This window comes from Sphaerotilus natans (assembly GCF_900156335.1).
GTDB classification, from domain to species: domain Bacteria; phylum Pseudomonadota; class Gammaproteobacteria; order Burkholderiales; family Burkholderiaceae_C; genus Sphaerotilus; species Sphaerotilus natans.
This window is the reverse complement of sequence record NZ_FTMZ01000009.1, coordinates 95,402-112,763: the sequence shown is the minus strand read 5'-3', so window position 1 is coordinate 112,763 and position 17,362 is coordinate 95,402. Positions and strand designations below refer to the sequence as shown.

Here is a 17,362-nt window from a genome sequence, read left to right as displayed (position 1 = left end):
GATCAGCCGCGGCGTGCGCGCACCGCCTCGGCCAGCCGGCGCAGCACCGGCTCGGTCTGCGCGAAGCCGATGCAGGCGTCGGTGATCGACACGCCGTGCTTCAGGGGCTGGCCGGCGACCAGGTCCTGACGGCCTTCTTCCAGGTGGCTCTCGATCATCACGCCGGTGATGCGTTGATCGCCGGCGGCGATGCGGGTGGCGATGTCCTCGGCGACCTCGATCTGGCGGCGGTGCTGCTTGCTGCTGTTGGCGTGCGACAGGTCGACCATCACCTGCTCGCGCAGGCCCGAGGTCTTCAGCATCGCGCAGGCGGCGTCCACATCGGCCGTGCCGTGGTTCGGGCCCTTCGAGCCGCCGCGCAGGATGACGTGGCAGTCGGCGTTGCCGCGGGTCTCGAAGACGGCGGCCACGCCCATCTTGGTCATGCCCATGAAGGCGTGCGGCGCGCTGGCGGCCAGGATGGCGTCGGCGGCGATGCGGATGCTGCCGTCGGTGCCGTTCTTGAAGCCGACCGGGCAGCTCAGGCCCGAGGCGAGCTGGCGGTGGCTCTGGCTCTCGGTGGTGCGCGCGCCGATGGCGCCCCAGGAGATCAGCTCGGCGATGTACTGCGGGCTGAGCAGGTCCAGGAACTCGGTGGCCGCCGGCAGGCCGGCGCCCAGGATGTCGAGCAGCAGGGCGCGCGCGCGCTCCAGGCCCTCGTTGATCGCGAAGCTGCCGTCCAGGTGCGGGTCATTGATGTAGCCCTTCCAGCCCACGGTGGTGCGCGGCTTCTCGAAGTAGACGCGCATCACCGTGACCAGCTCGCCGCGCAGCTCGTCGGCCAGCGGCTTCAGGCGCGCGGCGTATTCCATCGCCTGCGCGTGATCGTGGATCGAGCAGGGCCCGACGACGACGATCAGCCGGTCGTCGCGGCCGTGCAGCACGTCGGCGATCTCGCTGCGCGCCTGCTCGACCAGCGCCTGCGCGGCCTCGCTCACGGGCAGGCGCTCGTGCAGCAGCGCCGGGGTGATCAGGGGGCGCACCGCGTCGATGCGGGTGTCGTCGATGCGGGTGGTGTCGCGGGTGCTGCGGCGCGAGCCGGCTTCACGGTCGTGGCGGGGATCGTCGAGGGTGTTCATGGCGAGATTGTGCGCGGCCGGGCGCGGCGCTGTCGTGTCCGGACATCGCTGCAGGCGTTGCGTCAGGAATCATTGCTCCCATGTGAAGAACGTCGTGATATTTTTCCGATTGATCGAGATTTTTCAAATGAGCCGATTCATCGGCCTGACGAGGAGACCTGCCATGTCCACCCCCCGACCCCGGCGCCTGATCCGCCCTCTGGTCCTGCTGCTGGCGCTGGCGCTGTCCGGCTGCGGCGGAGGCGGAGGCGGAGACGACTCGGCCAGCCCGCCGCCAGCCTCGGGCGGCGGCAGTGCACCGCCGGTCTCCGACCTGGCGCTCTACCAGTACTACGTCAGCACCGACACCGCCGGCTACGGCTGCGCGGTCAACAGCTACTGGCGCGACTGCGATGCCTTCTACAACGGCCTGGCCTATTTCGACACCTACTGCGCCCGCGGCCACGCGCAGAGCTGCCAGTACTCGCAGCTGCTGCAGGGCAACTACATGAGCTATCGGCTGGCGCGCTCGCCGCGTGGCTGAAGATCGCGCCGGGCCGATACGGCCTGTCAGCGGGTCGCGCTGATCGCGATCCCCCGGAACTGCCCGGCCTGCGCGCCGCCGGCCGGCCTGGGGTGGCGCGCCGGGTCGAGCCGGTGCAGCAGCTCGGCCTCCTGCGCCAGGGCGGTTTCCTGGTGGCGCTGGCGCACATGGCCGTAGCCGCGGATCGTCGCCGGCACCGCGGCGATCTGCTGCGCCAGCCGGCGCCTGGCCGGCGCGGCGTCCTGGCGCAGCGCCTCGATCAGTTCGTCCACCCGCGCCTCGTAGGCGGCGAGCAGCGCGCGCTCATCCCGGCGCTCGGCGCTGTGGCCGAAGGGATCGAACCAGCGGCCGCGCCAGGCTCGGCCGTGCGCCAGCAGCCGCAGCAGCGGCCGCATCCAGCGTGCGTCGAAGCGGCGCTTTTTTGTGCCCAGCCACGGCGGCGCCAGATGGAACTCCAGCCGCCAGTCGCCCTCGTACTGCGCCTTCAGGCTGTCGAGGAAGGCCGGATCGCTCAGCAGCCGCGCGACCTCGTATTCGTCCTTCACGCTCATCAGGCGCAGCAGCTGGGTGGCGACGGTGTGGGTGAGGGGCAGGGGGGGCGTGGAGGTGGGGGGTGGGTTCCCGCTTTCGCGGGAATGACGGAAGGGGGGCGTGGTGGGCAAGGGGGGCAGGGCGGCCTCGAAGGCGCGCACCCGCTCGACGCGCTCGCGCCAGCGCGCGGCCCAGGCGGCGTCCTGGTAGGTGCTCAGAAGCGCGGTGCCGCGGGCGAGCAGCGCATCGAGCGTCTCGGCGAACGCATCGGCAGACGCATCGGCAGACGCGTCGGCGGACGCGTCGGCGGACGCCAGCGCCGCGGTGGCCGTGCCCAGCAGCGCGCGGCAGCCCTCGGCGTCGCCCGCGGCCAGCCGGCCCAGCGCGAAGGCCGCCCGGTTGGCCTCGACCGCGACGCCGTTGAGCTCGATCGCGCGCTCCAGCGCCGCCAGGCCCACCGGCACCAGCCCGCGCTGCCAGGCAAAGCCCAGCGCGACGATGTTCGAGACGATCGTGTCGCCCAGAAAGGCCTCGGCGAGCTGCTGCGCGTCGAGCGTGTCGAGCCGGTCGGCGCCGGCGGCCCGCTCCAGGCGCAGGCACAGGTCGGCCACCGGCACCTGCGCGTCGGGCTGGTGCATCGAGGCGGCGACCGGCGTCTCATGCCGGTTGGCCACCACCCGGGTGCGGCCGTGGCGCAGCGTCTGCAGCGCCTCGGGCGAGGCGCCGACCACCAGATCGCAGGCCAGCAGCGCGTCGGCCTGCTGCGCGTCGATGCGCACCGGGTGCAGCAGCTCGGGCCGGTCGGCCAGGCGCACGAAGCTCAGCACCGCGCCGCCCTTCTGCGCGAAGCCCATGAAGTCGAGCACGCTGGCCGCGCGGCCCTCCAGATGCGCCGCCATCGCGATCAGCATGCCCACGGTGATGACGCCGGTGCCGCCCACCCCGGTGACGAGCAGGTCCCAGGGCGCCTCGTCCAGCGTGCCGGGCCGCACGGGCGCGGGCAGCGCCTCGACCCGGCGGCGGAAGTTGCTGCCCGCGCCGGTGGCGCCGGTCAGCGCGCCGCTGCGCCGCCGGGGCGTGGCGCCCACCAGGCCGACGAAGCTCGGGCAGAAGCCCTTGGCGCAGGATTCGTCGAGGTTGCAGGCCGAGGCGTCGATGCGGCGCTTGCGGCCCATCGGCGTGTCGATCGGCTGCACCGCGACGCAGTTGGACTGCGCGCTGCAGTCGCCGCAGCCCTCGCAGACGCCGGGGTGGATGTGCAGCCGCCGCGCCGGCGTGTCCATCGCCCCCTTGCGGCGCCGGCGGCGCTTCTCGGCCGCGCAGGTCTGCTCGTAGATCAGCACCGTCACGCCCTTCGTGGCGCGCAGCTCGCGCTGCACCGCGTCGAGCGCGTCGCGGTCGTGGAAGGTGGTGCCAGCCGGAAAGCGGTCGCGCTGGCCGTCGTACCGGGCGATGTCGTCGCTGAGCAGCGCGATGCGCGTCACGCCCTCGGCCTCGACCTGGCGGGCGATGCGGTCCGGGCTGGTCGTGCCGTCGACCGGCTGGCCGCCGGTCATCGCCACCGCGTCGTTGAACAGGATCTTGTAGGTCAGCGTCGCTTTCGCCGCCACCGCCTGGCGGATCGCGAGGTAGCCGGAGTGGTAATAGGTGCCGTCGCCGAGGTTCTGGAAGACATGCGGCTCGCGGGTGAACATCGCGTGCGAGACCCAGTCCACGCCCTCGCCGCCCATCTGGATCAGGCCCTCGGTGTCGCGGTCCATCCAGCTCGCCATGAAATGGCAGCCGATGCCGGCCTGCGCGCGCGAGCCCTCGGGCACTTTCGTCGACAGGTTGTGCGGGCAGCCGGCGCAGAACCACGGCGCGCGCCGCGGCGCCTCGGGCGTGCCCGCGGGCAGGCGCGGCACGGTGAAGTCGACGACGAGGGCGCGGCGGTCCAGCCGCGCATCATGGCCGGCCAGCCAGGCCGCGACCGGCTCGATCAGCCGCGAGGGGCGCAGCTCGCCCAGCTCGCTCAGCAGCGGCGCGCCGTGGCGGTCGCGCTTGCCCAGCACGGCGGGCCGGGCGTCGGCGGGCGCGGCATAGAGCAGCTCGCGCAGCTGCTCCTCGACGATCGGCGCCTTCTCCTCGACGACCAGGATCTCGCTCAGGCCCTGCGCGAAGGCGCGCAGCCGCGTGGGCTCGACCGGCCAGCTCAGGCCCACCTTGTAGAGCCGCACGCCGGCCGCTGCCAGCTGCGCCGGCGACAGCGCCAGCCGGCGCAGCACCTCCATCAGGTCCGCATGCGCCTTGCCGACGGTGACGATGCCGACGGTGGCCTGCGCCGACTCGATCACTATCCGGTCGATCGGGTTGACGCGGGCGAAGGCGCGCACCGCGTCGAGCTTGGCGTGCAGGCGCTGCTCGATCGCCAGCGAGGGCAGGTCGGGCCAGCGGTAGTGCAGGCCGTCGGCCGGCGGCGCGAAGCCGGTCTGCGCCCGCACCGCCTCGGCGTCCTGCCAACGCGCCGTCGCCCGCGCGATGGTGTCCAGATCGACGGTGGCGCTGCTCTCGACCACCTCCGAGAGCGCCGTCAGCCCGACCCAGGCGCCCGAGAAGCGCGACAGCGCCCAGCCGTGCAGCCCGAACTCGATCAGCTCGGCGACGTTGGCGGGCGACAGCACTGGCATCTTCCAGGCCTGGAAGACGCGGTCGCTCTGGTGCGGCATCGACGAGGACACGCAGCCGTGGTCGTCGCCCGCGACCACCAGCACGCCGCCGTGCGGCGAGGCGCCGTAGGCGTTGCCGTGGTGCAGCGCGTCGCCCGCGCGGTCCACGCCGGGCCCCTTGCCGTACCAGAGCGCGAACACGCCCTCGACCTCGCGCTGCGGATCGGCCTCGACGCGCTGCGTGCCCAGCACCGCGGTGGCGGCCAGCTCCTCGTTGATGGCGGGCAGGAAGCGCACGCCCGCCGCGTCATAGGCCGCCCTGGCCTTCCAGACCTGCTGGTCCACCTGGCCGAGCGGCGAGCCGCGGTAGCCGCTGACGAAGCCGGCGCTGTCCAGGCCGCGTGCGGTGTCCGCGTCGCGCTGCATCAGCGGCAGCCGGACCAGCGCCTGCGTGCCGCTGAGCAGCACCGTGCCGCTGCGCGCCAGCAGCGCGTCCTCCAGCCGAACCTCGGGGCGCAGCAGGGTGTGCGCGGGCAAAGGGGCATTCATCGTCAGTCTCCGGTTCTTGTCGTGATGCCGCAAGACTCTAGGGATCGATGCCGGTAGCGTCGTTCTTTCGTTTCGCGCAGGATGGCTGATTCGAGAACAGGCATTCCGATTGCTGCGGAGACCGATGAATGGACAGTCCCGATCAGACCGACAGGCTGGATCGGCGCGACGCGCTGATCCTCAACGAGCTGCAGCGCGACTCGCGCCAGTCGGTGGCGCAGATCGCCGAGCGCGTCGGCATGTCCACCACCTCCTGCTGGAAGCGGCTGCGCGAGCTGGAGGCTCGCGGCGTGGTCACCGGCTACACCGTGACGGTCGACCGCGAGAAGGCCGGGCTGTCGCTGTGCGTGATCGCCGAGGTCAATCTGGCGCCGCACACCGAGGAGACGGTGCAGCGCTTCGAGCGCGCGGTGGCCGCCTGCCCGCAGATCGTCAGCGGCTACAGCACCACCGGCCAGAGCGACTATGTGCTGCGCGTGCTGGTGGCCGACATCAAGGCCTACGAACGCTTCCTGCACGACACCATGTTCCGCCTGCCCGGCGTGACGCATGTGCGCTCCAGCGTGGTGCTGCGCGAGATCAAGGCGCAGGCGCGGCTGCCGGTGGCGGTGCCGGCGGCCTGAGCCGGATTGGCGCTCAGCTGCTCTCTCTCACCACCAGCTCGAAGCCGAGGTCGATGCTGCGCTCTGGGGGCGTGCCGCCGCGCATCAGCGTCAGCAGCATCTGCGCGGCGCGCTGGCCGATCTCGCCGCGCGGGGTGCGCACCGTGGTCAGCGCCGGCACCATCTGGTCGCTGCCGGTCAGGTCGTTGAAGCCGACGATGGCCAGCTGCGTCGGCACCGCCACCCGCAGCCGCTGCGCCGCCAGCAGCGCGCCCTGCGCCAGGTCGTCGTTGCAGAAGAAGATCGCATCGACCGCCGGCGTCATCGACAGGATCTGTTCGAGCAGCCGCGCGCCCAGCGCCATCGACGACGGCGCGGGGTTGAGCCACTCCAGCCGCGCGTCGTGCAGGCCCGCCTCGTCCAGCGCCTCGCGCCAGCCTTCCAGGCGCTGCAGCGTGCGCGCGTCGAGCTGCGCGCCGGCGAAGGCGATGCGCCGGCGCCCGCGCGCGATCAGGTGACGTACCACCGCCGCGCCCGCCGCCTTCTGCGAGAAGCCGACGCTGTGCACGCCGGGCAGGTCGATCGTCTCCATGACATGCACGCAGGGCACGCCGCTGGCGTCGATCAGCGCCTGCGCGGCCGGGCTGTGGCTGCGGCCGGTGACGATCAGGCCGGCCGGGCGGTGCATCAGCTGCTCGCGCAGCAGCTGCTCCTCCTCGGAGGGGTCGTAGTGGGTGATGCCGATCAGCGCCTGGTAGCCGGCCGGGCGCAGCGTGTGCTGCACCGCCTCGATCAGATCGACGAACAGGTTGTTCGACAGCAGCGGGATCAGCACCGCCACATGCGTGCCGCGCTGCGAGGCCAGCGCGCGCGCGGCCGGATCGGGCACATAGCCCAGGCGCGCGGCGGCCGTGCGCACCCGCTCGACCAGCTCGGGATCGACCGCGCGCTCGCCACGCAGCGCGCGCGAGACAGTGATCGGGCTGACGCCGGCGGCCTGGGCCACATCGGCCAGCGTGACCCGCCCGGTGGCGCGGCGGCGGGCAGAAGCGCGGGGATCGGAATTCATGCGGCAGATCGGGACAGCAACTTGGAACCGGCGGGTGTCAGGGTTAGCACGGATGCGGAGTGTGGCACGGCGTTTCTAGGATAGCGCTGTCCAAACAAGGCGGCAGACGGGTTCTCCCTGAGCGCCTTTTTGTTTTCCCGGTCTGGATAGCGCTATCCAGGCCACGAGATCCCGAACGAATTCCTTCCCGATGACCGATTCCCGTTCCCGACATCGCTCCTTCGTCGTCATGGGCGTGGCTGGCTGCGGCAAGTCCAGCCTGGGCGCCGCGCTGGCGGCGGCGCTGGCGCTGCCGCTGGTCGAGGGCGACGACCACCACAGCGCCGAGAGCCGCGCCAAGATGAGCCGCGGCATCGCGCTGGATGACGCCGACCGCGCCGGCTGGCTCGACCGGCTCGGGGCCGAGCTGGCGCGCCATGCGGCGCAGGACGGCGGCGCGGTGCTGAGCTGCTCGGCGCTGAAGCGCGCCTACCGCGACCGGCTGCGTGCGGCCTGCCCGGGCCTGCGCTTCGTCTTCCTCGATCTCGACCGCGACGAGGCGCTGCGCCGGGTGGCGTCGCGGGCGTCGCATTTCTTTTCCAGCAGCCTGGTCGACAGCCAGTTCGCGACGCTGGAGCGGCCCGAGGCGGCGGCCGAGCCCGATGTGCTGACGCTGCCCGCCACGCTGCCGATCGAGGCGCTGTGCGCGGCGGTCGTCACCGCACCTGTGTCTGTCGCTGGAGTTTGCCGATGAGCCCGACCCCGACCCCGAACCTGTCTTCCCCCGCGCCGACCCCGCTGGCGCTGCGCCTGGCGCAGTGGGCGGTGGCGGCCTGCCTGGCGGTGATGTCGCTGGCGGTGTTCCTGAACGTGGTGCTGCGCTATGGCTTCGGCAGCGGCATCGCGGCCAGCGAGGAGCTCTCGCGGCTGCTGTTCGTCTGGATGGTGTTCATCGGGGCGGCCGCGGCCTATCCGCGCGGCGAGCACATGGCTTTCACCAGCCTGGTGGCGATGCTGGAGGGCCGGCCGCTGGCGCTGCGCCTGGCCACCGCGCTGATCCGGCTGCTGGTGCTGCTGGCGGCCGTGCTGCTGGGCTGGGGCGCGTGGCAGCAGGTGGCGGTGGGCTGGGGCAGCCATTCGGCGGTGATGGGCTATCCGCTGGCGCTGCTGCCGCTGCCGGCGCTGCTGTGCGCGGCCGTGATCGGCGCGTGTGCGCTGGTCGAGCTGCTGCGCGGCACGCCGCTGGACCTCGGCCACGCGGCCGACATCGAATGAGCGCGCAGGCGCCAAGGATCACGTGATGGAATTCCTCGGACTCACGCCGGAGGCGCAGGCCTTCGTCGTCTTCTGTGTCGGCATGCTGGTGCTGATGGGCATCGGCATGAACATGGGCCTGGCGCTGGTGCTGACCGGCGCGGGCATGGCCTGGGTGCTCGGCTTCTGGGATGCGCAGCTGCTGGCGCAGAACCTGGTGGGCGGCGTCGACAGCTTCGCGCTGCTGGCGGTGCCCTTCTTCGTGCTGGCCGGCGAGCTGATGAACGCCGGTGGCATCAGCCGGCGCATCATCGACATGGCGCAGGCCTGGGTCGGGCATGTGCGCGGCGGCCTGGGCTATGTGGCCATCGGCGCGGCGGTGCTGATGGCCTCGATGAGCGGCTCGGCGCTGGCCGACACCGCGGCGCTGGCCACCATCCTGCTGCCGATGATGCGCGACCGCGGCTATCCGATGCACACCTCGGGCGGCCTGCTGGCTTCGGGCGGCATCATCGCGCCGATCATCCCGCCGTCGATGCCCTTCGTGATCTACGGCGTGACCACCAACACCTCGATCTCGGCGCTGTTCCTGTCGGGCATCGTGCCGGGGCTGATCATGGGCGCAGGCCTGATCCTGGCCTGGCGCTGGGTGCTGCGCGGCATCGACCTGCCGGCCGAGCCCAAGGTGCCGCTGGCCGAGCGCCTGAAGATCACCGGCCGCGCCTTCTGGGCCCTCATGATGCCGCTGATCATCATCGGCGGCATGAAGAGCGGCGTGTTCACCCCGACCGAGGCGGCGGTGGTGGCGGCCATGTACGCGCTGGTGGTGGCGCTGTTCATCCACCGCGAGATGCGCCTGCCCGAGCTGCTGCCGGTGCTGGTCAACGCCGGGCGCACCACCGCGGTGGTGATGTTCCTGTGCGCCGGCGCGCAGGTCGCCAGCTACATGATCACGCTGGCCGATCTGCCCGGCGTGCTGACCGGCTGGCTGGGCGGCCTGGTCGAGAGCCCGCGCCTGCTGATGGCGGTGATGATGATCGTCCTGGTGCTGATCGGCACCGCGCTGGACCTGACGCCGACCATCCTGATCTTCGCGCCGGTGATGCTGCCGATCGCGGTCAAGGCCGGCATCGATCCGGTCTACTTCGGCCTGATGTTCGTGCTCAACGGCGCCATCGGCCTGATCACGCCGCCGGTGGGCACGGTGCTCAATGTCGTGGCCGGGGTGGGGCGCATGCCGCTGGCGCAGGTGGTGCGCGGCGTCAATCCCTTCCTGCTCACCTATGCGCTGATCCTGGCCCTGTTCGTGGTCTTCCCGCAGATCGTCACCGCGCCGCTGGTGTGGCTGCGCTGAGCCTGTCCTGGCATCTTCTGTCCCTGTCTTCTGTCCCGTCCCCCTAGGAGAACCTGATGAATCCGATCCGTCGTGCCGTCGTCGCCGCTGCTGCGGTGGCTGCCCTTGCCGCGCCGCTGCTGGCCAGCGCGCAGGACATCAAGCCGCGCCTGATCCGTTTCGGCTACGGCCTGAACGAGCAGAGCAACCAGGGCCGCGCGGTGAAGTTCTTCGCCGAGCAGGTCGAGAAGGCCTCGGGCGGCAAGATGCGGGTGCGCGCCATCGGCGCCGCCGCGCTCGGCCCGGACACGCAGATGCAGCAGGCGCTGATCGGCGGCGCGCAGGAAATGATGGTGGGCTCCACCGCCACGCTGGTGGGCATCACCAAGGAGATGGCGCTGTGGGACACGCCCTTCCTGTTCAACAGCGCCAAGGAGGCCGACGTCATTCTTGACGGCCCGATCGGCGAGAAGGTCAAGGCCCGGCTGCAGGACAAGGGCCTGGTCGGCCTCGTCTACTGGGAGAACGGCTTCCGCAACCTGACCAACAGCAAGCGCCCGGTCACGAAGCTGGAAGACCTGGACGGCGTGAAGCTGCGCGTGATGCAGAACAACGTCTTCCTCGACAGCTTCCGCAGCCTGGGCGCCAATGCGGTGCCGATGCCGTTCTCGGAGCTGTTCTCGGCGCTGGAGACCAAGGCGGTCGATGGCCAGGAGAACCCGTTCAACACCATCCTGTCGAGCAAGTTCCACGAGGTGCAGAAGTACCTGACGGTGACCAACCACGTCTACAGCCCGTGGATCATCACCGTCAGCAAGAAGTGGTGGGACGGCCTGAGTCCGGCAGAGCAGAAGATCCTGATGGATGCCGCGCGCGCCAGCCGCGACTTCGAGCGCAAGGACACCCGCGAGGAGGCGGGCCGCGCGCTGGCCGAGCTCAAGGCCAAGGGCATGCAGATCAACGAGCTTTCGCCGGCCGAGGCCGCGCGCATGCGCGACCGCCTGACGCGGGTCAACGCCAGCATCGGCGTCAATGTCGGCATGGACCTGTGGAACGAGACGCAGGCGGCGCTGACGAAGCTGCGCGCAGCGAAGTGATCTGACGTGCCGAGGCGCTGACGAGCCTCAGCGCCGGCCGCCGATCACGCCGGTGGCCAGCCCGGTGCCCAGCAGCACCACGGCGCCGCCGGCCAGCATCGACGCGGTGACCGGCTCGCCCAGGAACAGCGCCCCCCACAGCGTGCCGAACACCGGCACCAGGAAGGTGACCGTGACCGCCCGGCTCGCGCCGACCCGCGCGATCAGCCGGAAGAACAGCAGATAGGCCAGCGCCGAACAGGCCACGCCCAGCACCAGCGCGGCCAGCCACGGGCCCAGGCCGGGCGACCGAGCTGGCCAGCTCCATAGCGCCAGCGGCAGCAGCACCAGCGCCGACACCAGCTGCGTGCCGGTGGCATTGACCAGCGCCGGCACGCCCTGCAGATAGCGGCGGGTGTGGTTGGCCGCGAAGCCGTAGCAGAGGGTGGCCAGCAGCATCGCCACGATCGCCCAGCCCGAGCCGCCGGGGCGGAAGTCGGCCTTGTCGGCGGCCAGCAGCGCGACGCCTGCCAGACCGATCAGCAGCCCCAGGCCGCGGCGCCCGTCCAGCCGGTCGCCGAGCCAGAGCGCACCGATCAGCGCGGTGCAGATCGGCGTCATCGCGTTCATGATCGAGGCCAGGCCGGCGGTGATCGACAGCGTCGCCCAGGCGATCAGCAGGAAGGGCAGGCCGGAGTTGAACAGGCCCATGACCGCCACCGCGCCGGCCCGCTGGCGCAGGGCGCCCATCTGGCCCTTGATCAGCAGCAGCGGCAGCAGGCAGGCGCTGGCCACTGCGACCCGCAGCCAGATCAGCGGCACCACGCCGAAGTCCGGCACCGCATAGCGCATGAACAGGAAGGAGCCGCCCCAGAGCGCGGCCAGCAGCGTCAGGTCGAGCAGGTCGCGCGGCTTCATCCGGGCGTGCCGGGCTCGCTGCGGCTGGCCTCGGCCAGCAGCGAGCGGGCGCGTTCCTCGTGCTGCTCGATCTCCTCGAGCGTGACCCGGATGTCCTCGAGCTGCTGCGAGAGCTGGTCGCGGTGGGTCTGCAGGATGGCGAGAAAGGCGGTGAGCTGCTGCACCGTGTCCGAAGGCGACTCGTACATGTCCACCAGCTGGCGGATCTCCTGCAGGCTCAGGCCCAGGCGCTTGCCGCGCAGCGTCAGCTTCAGCCGGGTGCGGTCGCGCACCGAGTAGATGCGGTTGCGTCCGTCGCGCGAGGGGTTCAGCAGGCCCATGTCCTCGTAGAAGCGGATCGCGCGCGGGGTGATGTCGAATTCGGCGGCCAGTTCGCTGATGGTGTAAGTCGCCGGCGCGACATCTCGGGCGGGGGAGGTCATGGATACACTGCCGTTGACGTTAACGTAAGTCATAGTCTAGCCCGGAGTTCTCCATGGCCAATCCGCTGGAACATCAGCTCTCCTATCCCTTCGGTGACCAGCTGCCTGACACGGGCACGACGCTGGAGATCGCGCCGGGCGTGTGCTGGGTGCGCATGGGGCTGCCCTTTGCGCTCGACCACATCAACCTGTGGCTGCTGCGCGACCGCGAAGCCGGCCCCGACGGCCGCGAGGGCTGGGCGGTGGTGGACTGCGGCATCACCAGCGACCTGACCCGCCAGGCCTGGGAGCGCATCTTCGCCGAGGGGCTCGACGGCCTGCCGGTGCTGCGCGTCATCGTCACCCACATGCACCCGGACCACATCGGCCTGGCGCACTGGATCACCGCGCGCTGGAGCACGCCCGAGCAGCCCTGCCGGCTGTGGATCAGCGCCACCGACTGGAACGCCGCGCGCACCGCCTCGCGCCAGACCACCGGCTTTGGCGGCGAGGCGGCGGCGGCCTTCTTCGGCAGCCACGGCCTGGTCGATCCGGTGGCGCAGCAGAAGGTGCGCGAGCGCGGCAACTACTACGGCAGCATGGTGCCGGAGGTGCCGGGCCAGTTCCGCCGGCTGATGGAGGGCCAGGCGCTGCGCATCGGCGAGCATGTCTGGACCTGTCACGCCGGCCACGGCCACTCGCCCGAGCACATCAGCCTGCACTGCGAGGCGCTGGGCCTGCTGATCTCCGGCGACATGGTGCTGCCGCGCATCTCGACCAATGTCAGCGTGATCGACCTGGAGCCCGAGGCCGATCCGCTGCCGCTCTACCTGGCCTCGCTCGAGCGCATGCGCCGGCTGCCGGCGATGACGCTGGTGCTGCCCTCGCACGGCAAGCCTTTCCGCGGCCTGCACGAGCGCATCGCGCAGCTGCAGCAGCACCATGAGGAGCGGCTGGCCGACGTGCTGCGCGCTTGCGCGCAGGCGCCGTGCTCGGCCTCGGACATCCTGCCGGTGCTGTTCCGGCGTGCGCTCGACCTGCACCAGACCACCTTCGCGATGGGCGAGGCGATCGCGCATCTGCATGCGCTGTGGCTGGCGGGCGATCTGCGCCGGCTGCGCGGCGCCGATGGCGTCTGGCGCTTCGTGCCGGCCTGATCAGGCCTTGCTGCGCCGGGCGGCAGCCGGCGTCGGCGCAGGGGCTGCGGGGGCTTGGCCACTGCGCACGCCGACCCGCTCGACCATCTCGCGCGCGAACTCGATGAAGGCGATCGAGCCCTTGGCGGTCGGATCGAAGATCACGCCGGGCAGGCCGTAGCTCGGCGCCTCGGCCAGGCGCACATTGCGCGGGATGATGGTCTTGAAGACCTTGTCGCCGAAATGCGCCTGCAGCTGGTCGCTGACCTGCTGCTGCAGTGTCATGCGCGGGTCGAACATCACCCGCAGCAGGCCGATCAGGTGCAGCTCGCGGTTCAGGTTGGCGTGCACCTGCTTGATCGAGTTGACCAGGTCCGACAGGCCCTCCAGCGCGAAGTACTCGCACTGCATCGGCACGATCACGCCGTGCGCGCAGGTCAGGCCGTTGAGGGTCAGCAGGCTCAGCGAAGGCGGGCAGTCGATCAGGATGAAGTCGTAGTCGTCCTGGACCTCGGCCAGCGCGAGCTTGAGCCGCCGGTCGCGCTGATCGATCTCGACCAGCTCCACCTCGGCGCCTGCCAGCTCGCGGTTGGCGCCGAGCACGTCGTAGCCGACCCGCTCGACATGCTGGATCGCGTCGGCCGCCGGGGCGGCGCCGATCAGCACGTCGTAGACGGTGGCCTCGAGCGCGCGCTTGTCCAGGCCCGATCCCATCGTGGTGTTGCCCTGCGGATCGAGGTCGACCACCAGCACGCGCTGGCCGATGCGCACCAGGCCGGCGGCCAGATTGACGGTGGTGGTCGTCTTGCCGACGCCACCTTTCTGGTTCGCGATGCAGAAGATGCGTGCCATGGGTCGTGGGAGAGGAATGGAGTTCTTGTGGTGGCCTCAGCTGCGCAGCAGGCGCAGGCCGAAGCCGATCATGCACAGGCCGGCGAGGCGCTGCAAGGCCAGCCCGACGCGCGCATGCGCACGCACCCGCGCGGCGATGCGCTCGGCGAAGGCGCACAGCGTCAGGCACCAGACGGCGGTGATCAGCGCGATCGTCAGCGCCATCGCCGCGTAGGTCGGCAGGCCCTGGTGACGGGCCGGATCGATGAAGAGCGGGAAGAAGGCCATGTAGAACACGATGGCCTTCGGGTTCAGCACGGTGATCAGCAGCGCCTGGCGCAGGTAGCGGCCGGGCGTGATCTCGACCGGGCTGGCGGTTTCGCCAGCGCGGGCGCGCAGCAGCTTCCAGCCGATCCAGCCGAGGTAGCTGGCGCCGGCCCAGCGGATCGCCTCGAACCAGGCCGGATGCGCTGCCAGCACCGCCGCCACGCCGGCCACCGCCAGCCACAGCAGGATCTGGTCGCCCAGGATCAGGCCGAAGGTGGCCGCTGCGCCCGCCCTGAAGCCGCCTTTCGAGGTCGCACCCAGCAGCGCGAAGGTGCCCGGCCCCGGCAGCGCCAGGAAGACGACGATGGCGGCGCAGAAGGCCCAGAAGTCGGCGATGCCGTGCATGGCGTGGCTCCGATCGGTGCGGACGCGCGCTCAGCGCGGCCGCATCCAGACGATGCAGCGCTCGGCGCCGAGGCCGGGCACCGCCAGCGGCTCGATCGCGAAGACCTCGATGTCCGCCGGCAGCGCGGCGATCTCGTCGGCCGGGTGCTGGCCCTTCATCGCCATCCAGACGCCGCCCTCGGCCAGCAGCGGCCGGGTGAGCGCGACGATGTCGGGCAGCGAGGCGAAGGCGCGCGCGGTGATCACCGGCCAGCGCTGCGTCGTGATCGTCTCGACGCGCGCGTGCAGCGCCTGCAGATTGGGCAGGCGCAGCTCGGCGGCGACCTGGCGCACGAAGGTCGCCTTCTTCTGCACCGCGTCGACGCAGGTCACCTGCAGCGCCGGGTCGGTGGCGGCCAGCACCACGCCGGGCAGGCCGCCGCCGCTGCCCACATCGAGCAGCGTGTCGGCGCCCGCCGCCTGCGCGCGGTGGCGGCGCAGCGGCGCCACCACTGCCAGGCTGTCGAGCAGGTGGTGGGTGAGCATCTGCGCCGGGTCGCGCAGCGCGGTCAGGTTGTAGACCTTGTTCCAGCGCGCCATCAGGTCCAGGTAGCCGAGCAGGCGATCGGCCTGGGCATCGTCGAGCGTGCAGCCGAGCGCCTCGGCGCCGCGCAGAAGTTCAGGCCGCATCGACATCGCCGGCTCCTTGGGGGGTGAAACCGCGGAAGCGGTTCTTCTTCAGATGGACCAGCAGCAGCGAGATGGCCGCCGGCGTGACGCCCGAAATGCGCGAGGCCTGGCCCAGCGTTTCCGGGCGGTGGCGGTCGAGCTTCTGCCGCACCTCGAAGGACAGCGCGGTGACCTGCGCGTAGTCCAGCTCCGGCGGCAGCTTCAGATGCTCGTACTGGCTGGCGCGCTGCACCTCGTCGTTCTGCTTGTCGATGTAGCCGGCGTACTTGGTGGCGATCTCGACTTGCTCGATCACCGCGTCGGCCAGCGTCGCGCCGAGCTGGGCCCGGAGCGTTTCACGTGAAATGATCAGTTCCGGTGCCGGATTCGCGCGGTGCCGGTCGGCGATCTGCATCACCTGGGTCAGCGTGGCGTGCGTGATGCCGGGGCGGCGCAGCAGGTCGGCCAGGCTGTACTCGCGCTCGATCGCCTTGCCCAGCAGCGGCTCGGCGTCTTCGGCGGGCAGGATGGTGGGGAAGACCCAGGTCGACTTCAGCCGCTCGGTCTCGCGGGCGATGGCGTCGCGCTTGCGGTTGAAGGCGTCCCAGCGCGCGTCGTCGATCAGGCCGATGGCGCGGCCCAGCTCGGTCAGGCGCAGATCGGCGTTGTCCTCGCGCAGCTGCAGACGGAACTCGGCGCGGCTGGTGAACATGCGGTAGGGCTCGGTCACGCCTTTGGTGATCAGATCGTCGACCATCACGCCCAGATAGGCCTGGTCGCGGCGCAGCGTGAAGGGGCTTTGCTCGCGTACCTTGAGCGCGGCGTTGATGCCGGCGAACAGGCCCTGCGCGGCGGCTTCCTCGTAGCCGGTGGTGCCGTTGATCTGGCCGGCGAAAAACAGGCCTTGGATCGCCCGCGTCTCGAAGGTCGATTGCAGCTCGCGCGGGTCGAAGTAGTCGTACTCGATCGCGTAGCCGGGGCGGGTGATGTAGGCGTTCTCCAGGCCCGGCATCGAGCGGATGGCCGCCAGCTGCACGTCGAAGGGCAGCGAGGTCGAGACGCCGTTCGGGTAGAACTCGGTCGTCGTCAGGCTCTCGGGCTCCAGGAAGATCTGGTGCGAGTCCTTGTCGGCGAAGCGGTTGATCTTGTCCTCGATCGACGGGCAGTAGCGCGGGCCCACGCCCTCGATCACGCCGGTGAACATCGGGCTGCGGTCGAAGCCGCTGCGCAGGATCTCGTGCGTGCGCAGATTGGTGTGCGTGATCCAGCACGGCACCTGGCGCGGGTGCTGGTCGGCCGAGCCGAGGAAGCTGAACACCGGCACCGGGTCGAGGTCGCCGGGCTGCTCCTCGCACTTCGAGAAGTCGATCGAGCGGCCGTCGATGCGCGGCGGCGTGCCGGTCTTCAGGCGCCCCTGCGGCAGCTTCAGCTCCTTCAGCCGGCTTGAGAGGCTCACCGACGGCGGGTCGCCTGCGCGGCCGGCCGGATGGTTCTGCAGGCCGACATGGACCTTGCCGTCGAGGAAGGTGCCGGCGGTCAGCACCACCGCCCGCGCCTTGAAGCGGATGCCGATCTGCGTGACCGCGCCGACCACGCGCGCGCCCTCGCCGTCACCCTCGACCATCAGGTCATCGACCGCCTGCTGGAAGATGGACAGATTGGGCTGGTTCTCCAGGCGGTGGCGGATCGCGGCCTTGTAGAGGATGCGGTCGGCCTGCGCGCGGGTGGCGCGCACGGCCGGGCCCTTGCTCGAGTTGAGGGTGCGGAACTGGATGCCGCCCTCGTCGGTGGCCAGCGCCATCGCGCCGCCGAGCGCGTCGACCTCCTTGACCAGATGGCCCTTGCCGATCCCGCCGATCGACGGGTTGCAGCTCATCTGGCCGAGGGTCTCGATGTTGTGGGTCAGCAGCAGCGTGGCGCAGCCCATGCGGGCTGCGGCCAGTGCCGCCTCGGTGCCGGCGTGGCCGCCGCCGACGACGATGACGTCAAATTCCTGGGGGTAGAGCATCACGGGCTCCCTGAGATGGGGCCCGCGCGGGGCGCGCGGACAAACCTTCTATTCTAGGTTTGACCGCGT

16 protein-coding genes are annotated in these 17,362 nt (G+C 71.1%); 7 read left to right on the top strand and 9 right to left on the bottom strand.

The window, feature by feature from the left end:
- Positions 1 to 2 precede the first annotated feature (2 nt).
- Complete coding sequence (locus BW996_RS10210; protein ID WP_076458873.1) at positions 3 to 1,118, bottom strand: 3-deoxy-7-phosphoheptulonate synthase; 1,116 nt, start codon at positions 1,116 to 1,118, stop codon at positions 3 to 5.
- A 163-nt stretch (positions 1,119 to 1,281) separates the two neighbouring features.
- Here BW996_RS10210 and BW996_RS10205 point away from each other — a divergent pair, with 163 nt between their 5' ends.
- Positions 1,282 to 1,641, top strand: coding sequence for a hypothetical protein (locus BW996_RS10205; RefSeq protein ID WP_076458872.1), 360 nt, complete (start codon positions 1,282 to 1,284; stop codon positions 1,639 to 1,641).
- 26 nt (positions 1,642 to 1,667) lie between these two features.
- Here BW996_RS10205 and BW996_RS10200 read toward each other — a convergent pair whose 3' ends face one another.
- Complete coding sequence (locus tag BW996_RS10200; protein WP_076458871.1) at positions 1,668 to 5,366, bottom strand: indolepyruvate ferredoxin oxidoreductase family protein; 3,699 nt, start codon at positions 5,364 to 5,366, stop codon at positions 1,668 to 1,670.
- 128 nt (positions 5,367 to 5,494) lie between these two features.
- On the opposite strand from BW996_RS10200, the gene BW996_RS10195 reads away from it, so the two are divergent.
- Complete coding sequence (locus tag BW996_RS10195; protein ID WP_051631977.1) at positions 5,495 to 5,989, top strand: Lrp/AsnC family transcriptional regulator; 495 nt, start codon at positions 5,495 to 5,497, stop codon at positions 5,987 to 5,989.
- Positions 5,990 to 6,002: 13 nt separating this feature from the next.
- On the opposite strand, the gene gntR is transcribed toward BW996_RS10195, so the two are convergent.
- Positions 6,003 to 7,037 carry an HTH-type transcriptional regulator GntR gene (gntR, locus tag BW996_RS10190; protein ID WP_037482440.1) on the bottom strand — a complete coding sequence of 345 codons (1,035 nt, stop codon included), beginning with the start codon at positions 7,035 to 7,037 and terminating at the stop codon, positions 6,003 to 6,005.
- A gap of 190 nt (positions 7,038 to 7,227) precedes the next feature.
- On the opposite strand from gntR, the gene BW996_RS10185 reads away from it, so the two are divergent.
- From BW996_RS10185 to BW996_RS10170, 4 genes are read left to right on the top strand one after another with little or no spacing between them, the layout of a single operon-like run.
- Complete coding sequence (locus BW996_RS10185; RefSeq protein ID WP_037482438.1) at positions 7,228 to 7,770, top strand: gluconokinase; 543 nt, start codon at positions 7,228 to 7,230, stop codon at positions 7,768 to 7,770.
- Positions 7,767 to 8,291, top strand: a complete 525-nt coding sequence (locus BW996_RS10180; RefSeq protein ID WP_051631976.1) for a TRAP transporter small permease subunit — start codon at positions 7,767 to 7,769, stop codon at positions 8,289 to 8,291. Before BW996_RS10185 ends, BW996_RS10180 begins: the two co-directional genes overlap by 4 nt.
- A 25-nt stretch (positions 8,292 to 8,316) precedes the next feature.
- Complete coding sequence (locus tag BW996_RS10175; protein WP_051631975.1) at positions 8,317 to 9,624, top strand: TRAP transporter large permease; 1,308 nt, start codon at positions 8,317 to 8,319, stop codon at positions 9,622 to 9,624.
- A gap of 56 nt (positions 9,625 to 9,680) precedes the next feature.
- Positions 9,681 to 10,700, top strand: coding sequence for a TRAP transporter substrate-binding protein (locus BW996_RS10170; RefSeq protein ID WP_037482436.1), 1,020 nt, complete (start codon positions 9,681 to 9,683; stop codon positions 10,698 to 10,700).
- A 27-nt stretch (positions 10,701 to 10,727) separates the two neighbouring features.
- On the opposite strand, the gene BW996_RS10165 is transcribed toward BW996_RS10170, so the two are convergent.
- Together BW996_RS10165 and BW996_RS10160 are read right to left on the bottom strand one after the other, a co-directional pair.
- Entirely contained in the window at positions 10,728 to 11,597 is an 870-nt protein-coding gene (locus tag BW996_RS10165; RefSeq protein ID WP_037482433.1) for a DMT family transporter, read from the bottom strand.
- Positions 11,594 to 12,019, bottom strand: a complete 426-nt coding sequence (locus BW996_RS10160; RefSeq protein ID WP_037482431.1) for a MerR family transcriptional regulator — start codon at positions 12,017 to 12,019, stop codon at positions 11,594 to 11,596. The genes BW996_RS10165 and BW996_RS10160 overlap by 4 nt, the downstream gene beginning before the upstream one ends.
- A 53-nt stretch (positions 12,020 to 12,072) precedes the next feature.
- Here BW996_RS10160 and BW996_RS10155 point away from each other — a divergent pair, with 53 nt between their 5' ends.
- Positions 12,073 to 13,155, top strand: a complete 1,083-nt coding sequence (locus tag BW996_RS10155) for an MBL fold metallo-hydrolase (RefSeq protein WP_037482429.1) — start codon at positions 12,073 to 12,075, stop codon at positions 13,153 to 13,155.
- Here BW996_RS10155 and BW996_RS10150 read toward each other — a convergent pair whose 3' ends face one another.
- The 4 genes from BW996_RS10150 to mnmG are packed head-to-tail and all read right to left on the bottom strand — an operon-like array spanning position 13,156 to position 17,293.
- On the bottom strand, positions 13,156 to 13,986 hold the full coding sequence (locus BW996_RS10150) for a ParA family protein (protein WP_051631974.1): 831 nt from the start codon (positions 13,984 to 13,986) through the stop codon (positions 13,156 to 13,158). It lies immediately after the preceding gene.
- Between the two features lie 36 nt (positions 13,987 to 14,022).
- The gene (locus tag BW996_RS10145; RefSeq protein ID WP_037482426.1) at positions 14,023 to 14,637 is read right to left on the bottom strand and encodes a LysE family translocator; all 615 of its coding nucleotides are present in this window, start codon (positions 14,635 to 14,637) and stop codon (positions 14,023 to 14,025) included.
- 30 nt (positions 14,638 to 14,667) lie between these two features.
- Positions 14,668 to 15,312 carry a 16S rRNA (guanine(527)-N(7))-methyltransferase RsmG gene (gene rsmG, locus BW996_RS10140; protein WP_037482424.1) on the bottom strand — a complete coding sequence of 215 codons (645 nt, stop codon included), beginning with the start codon at positions 15,310 to 15,312 and terminating at the stop codon, positions 14,668 to 14,670.
- The gene (gene mnmG, locus BW996_RS10135; RefSeq protein ID WP_037482422.1) at positions 15,296 to 17,293 is read right to left on the bottom strand and encodes a tRNA uridine-5-carboxymethylaminomethyl(34) synthesis enzyme MnmG; all 1,998 of its coding nucleotides are present in this window, start codon (positions 17,291 to 17,293) and stop codon (positions 15,296 to 15,298) included. Before mnmG ends, rsmG begins: the two co-directional genes overlap by 17 nt.
- Between the last annotated feature and the right edge of the window lie 69 nt (positions 17,294 to 17,362).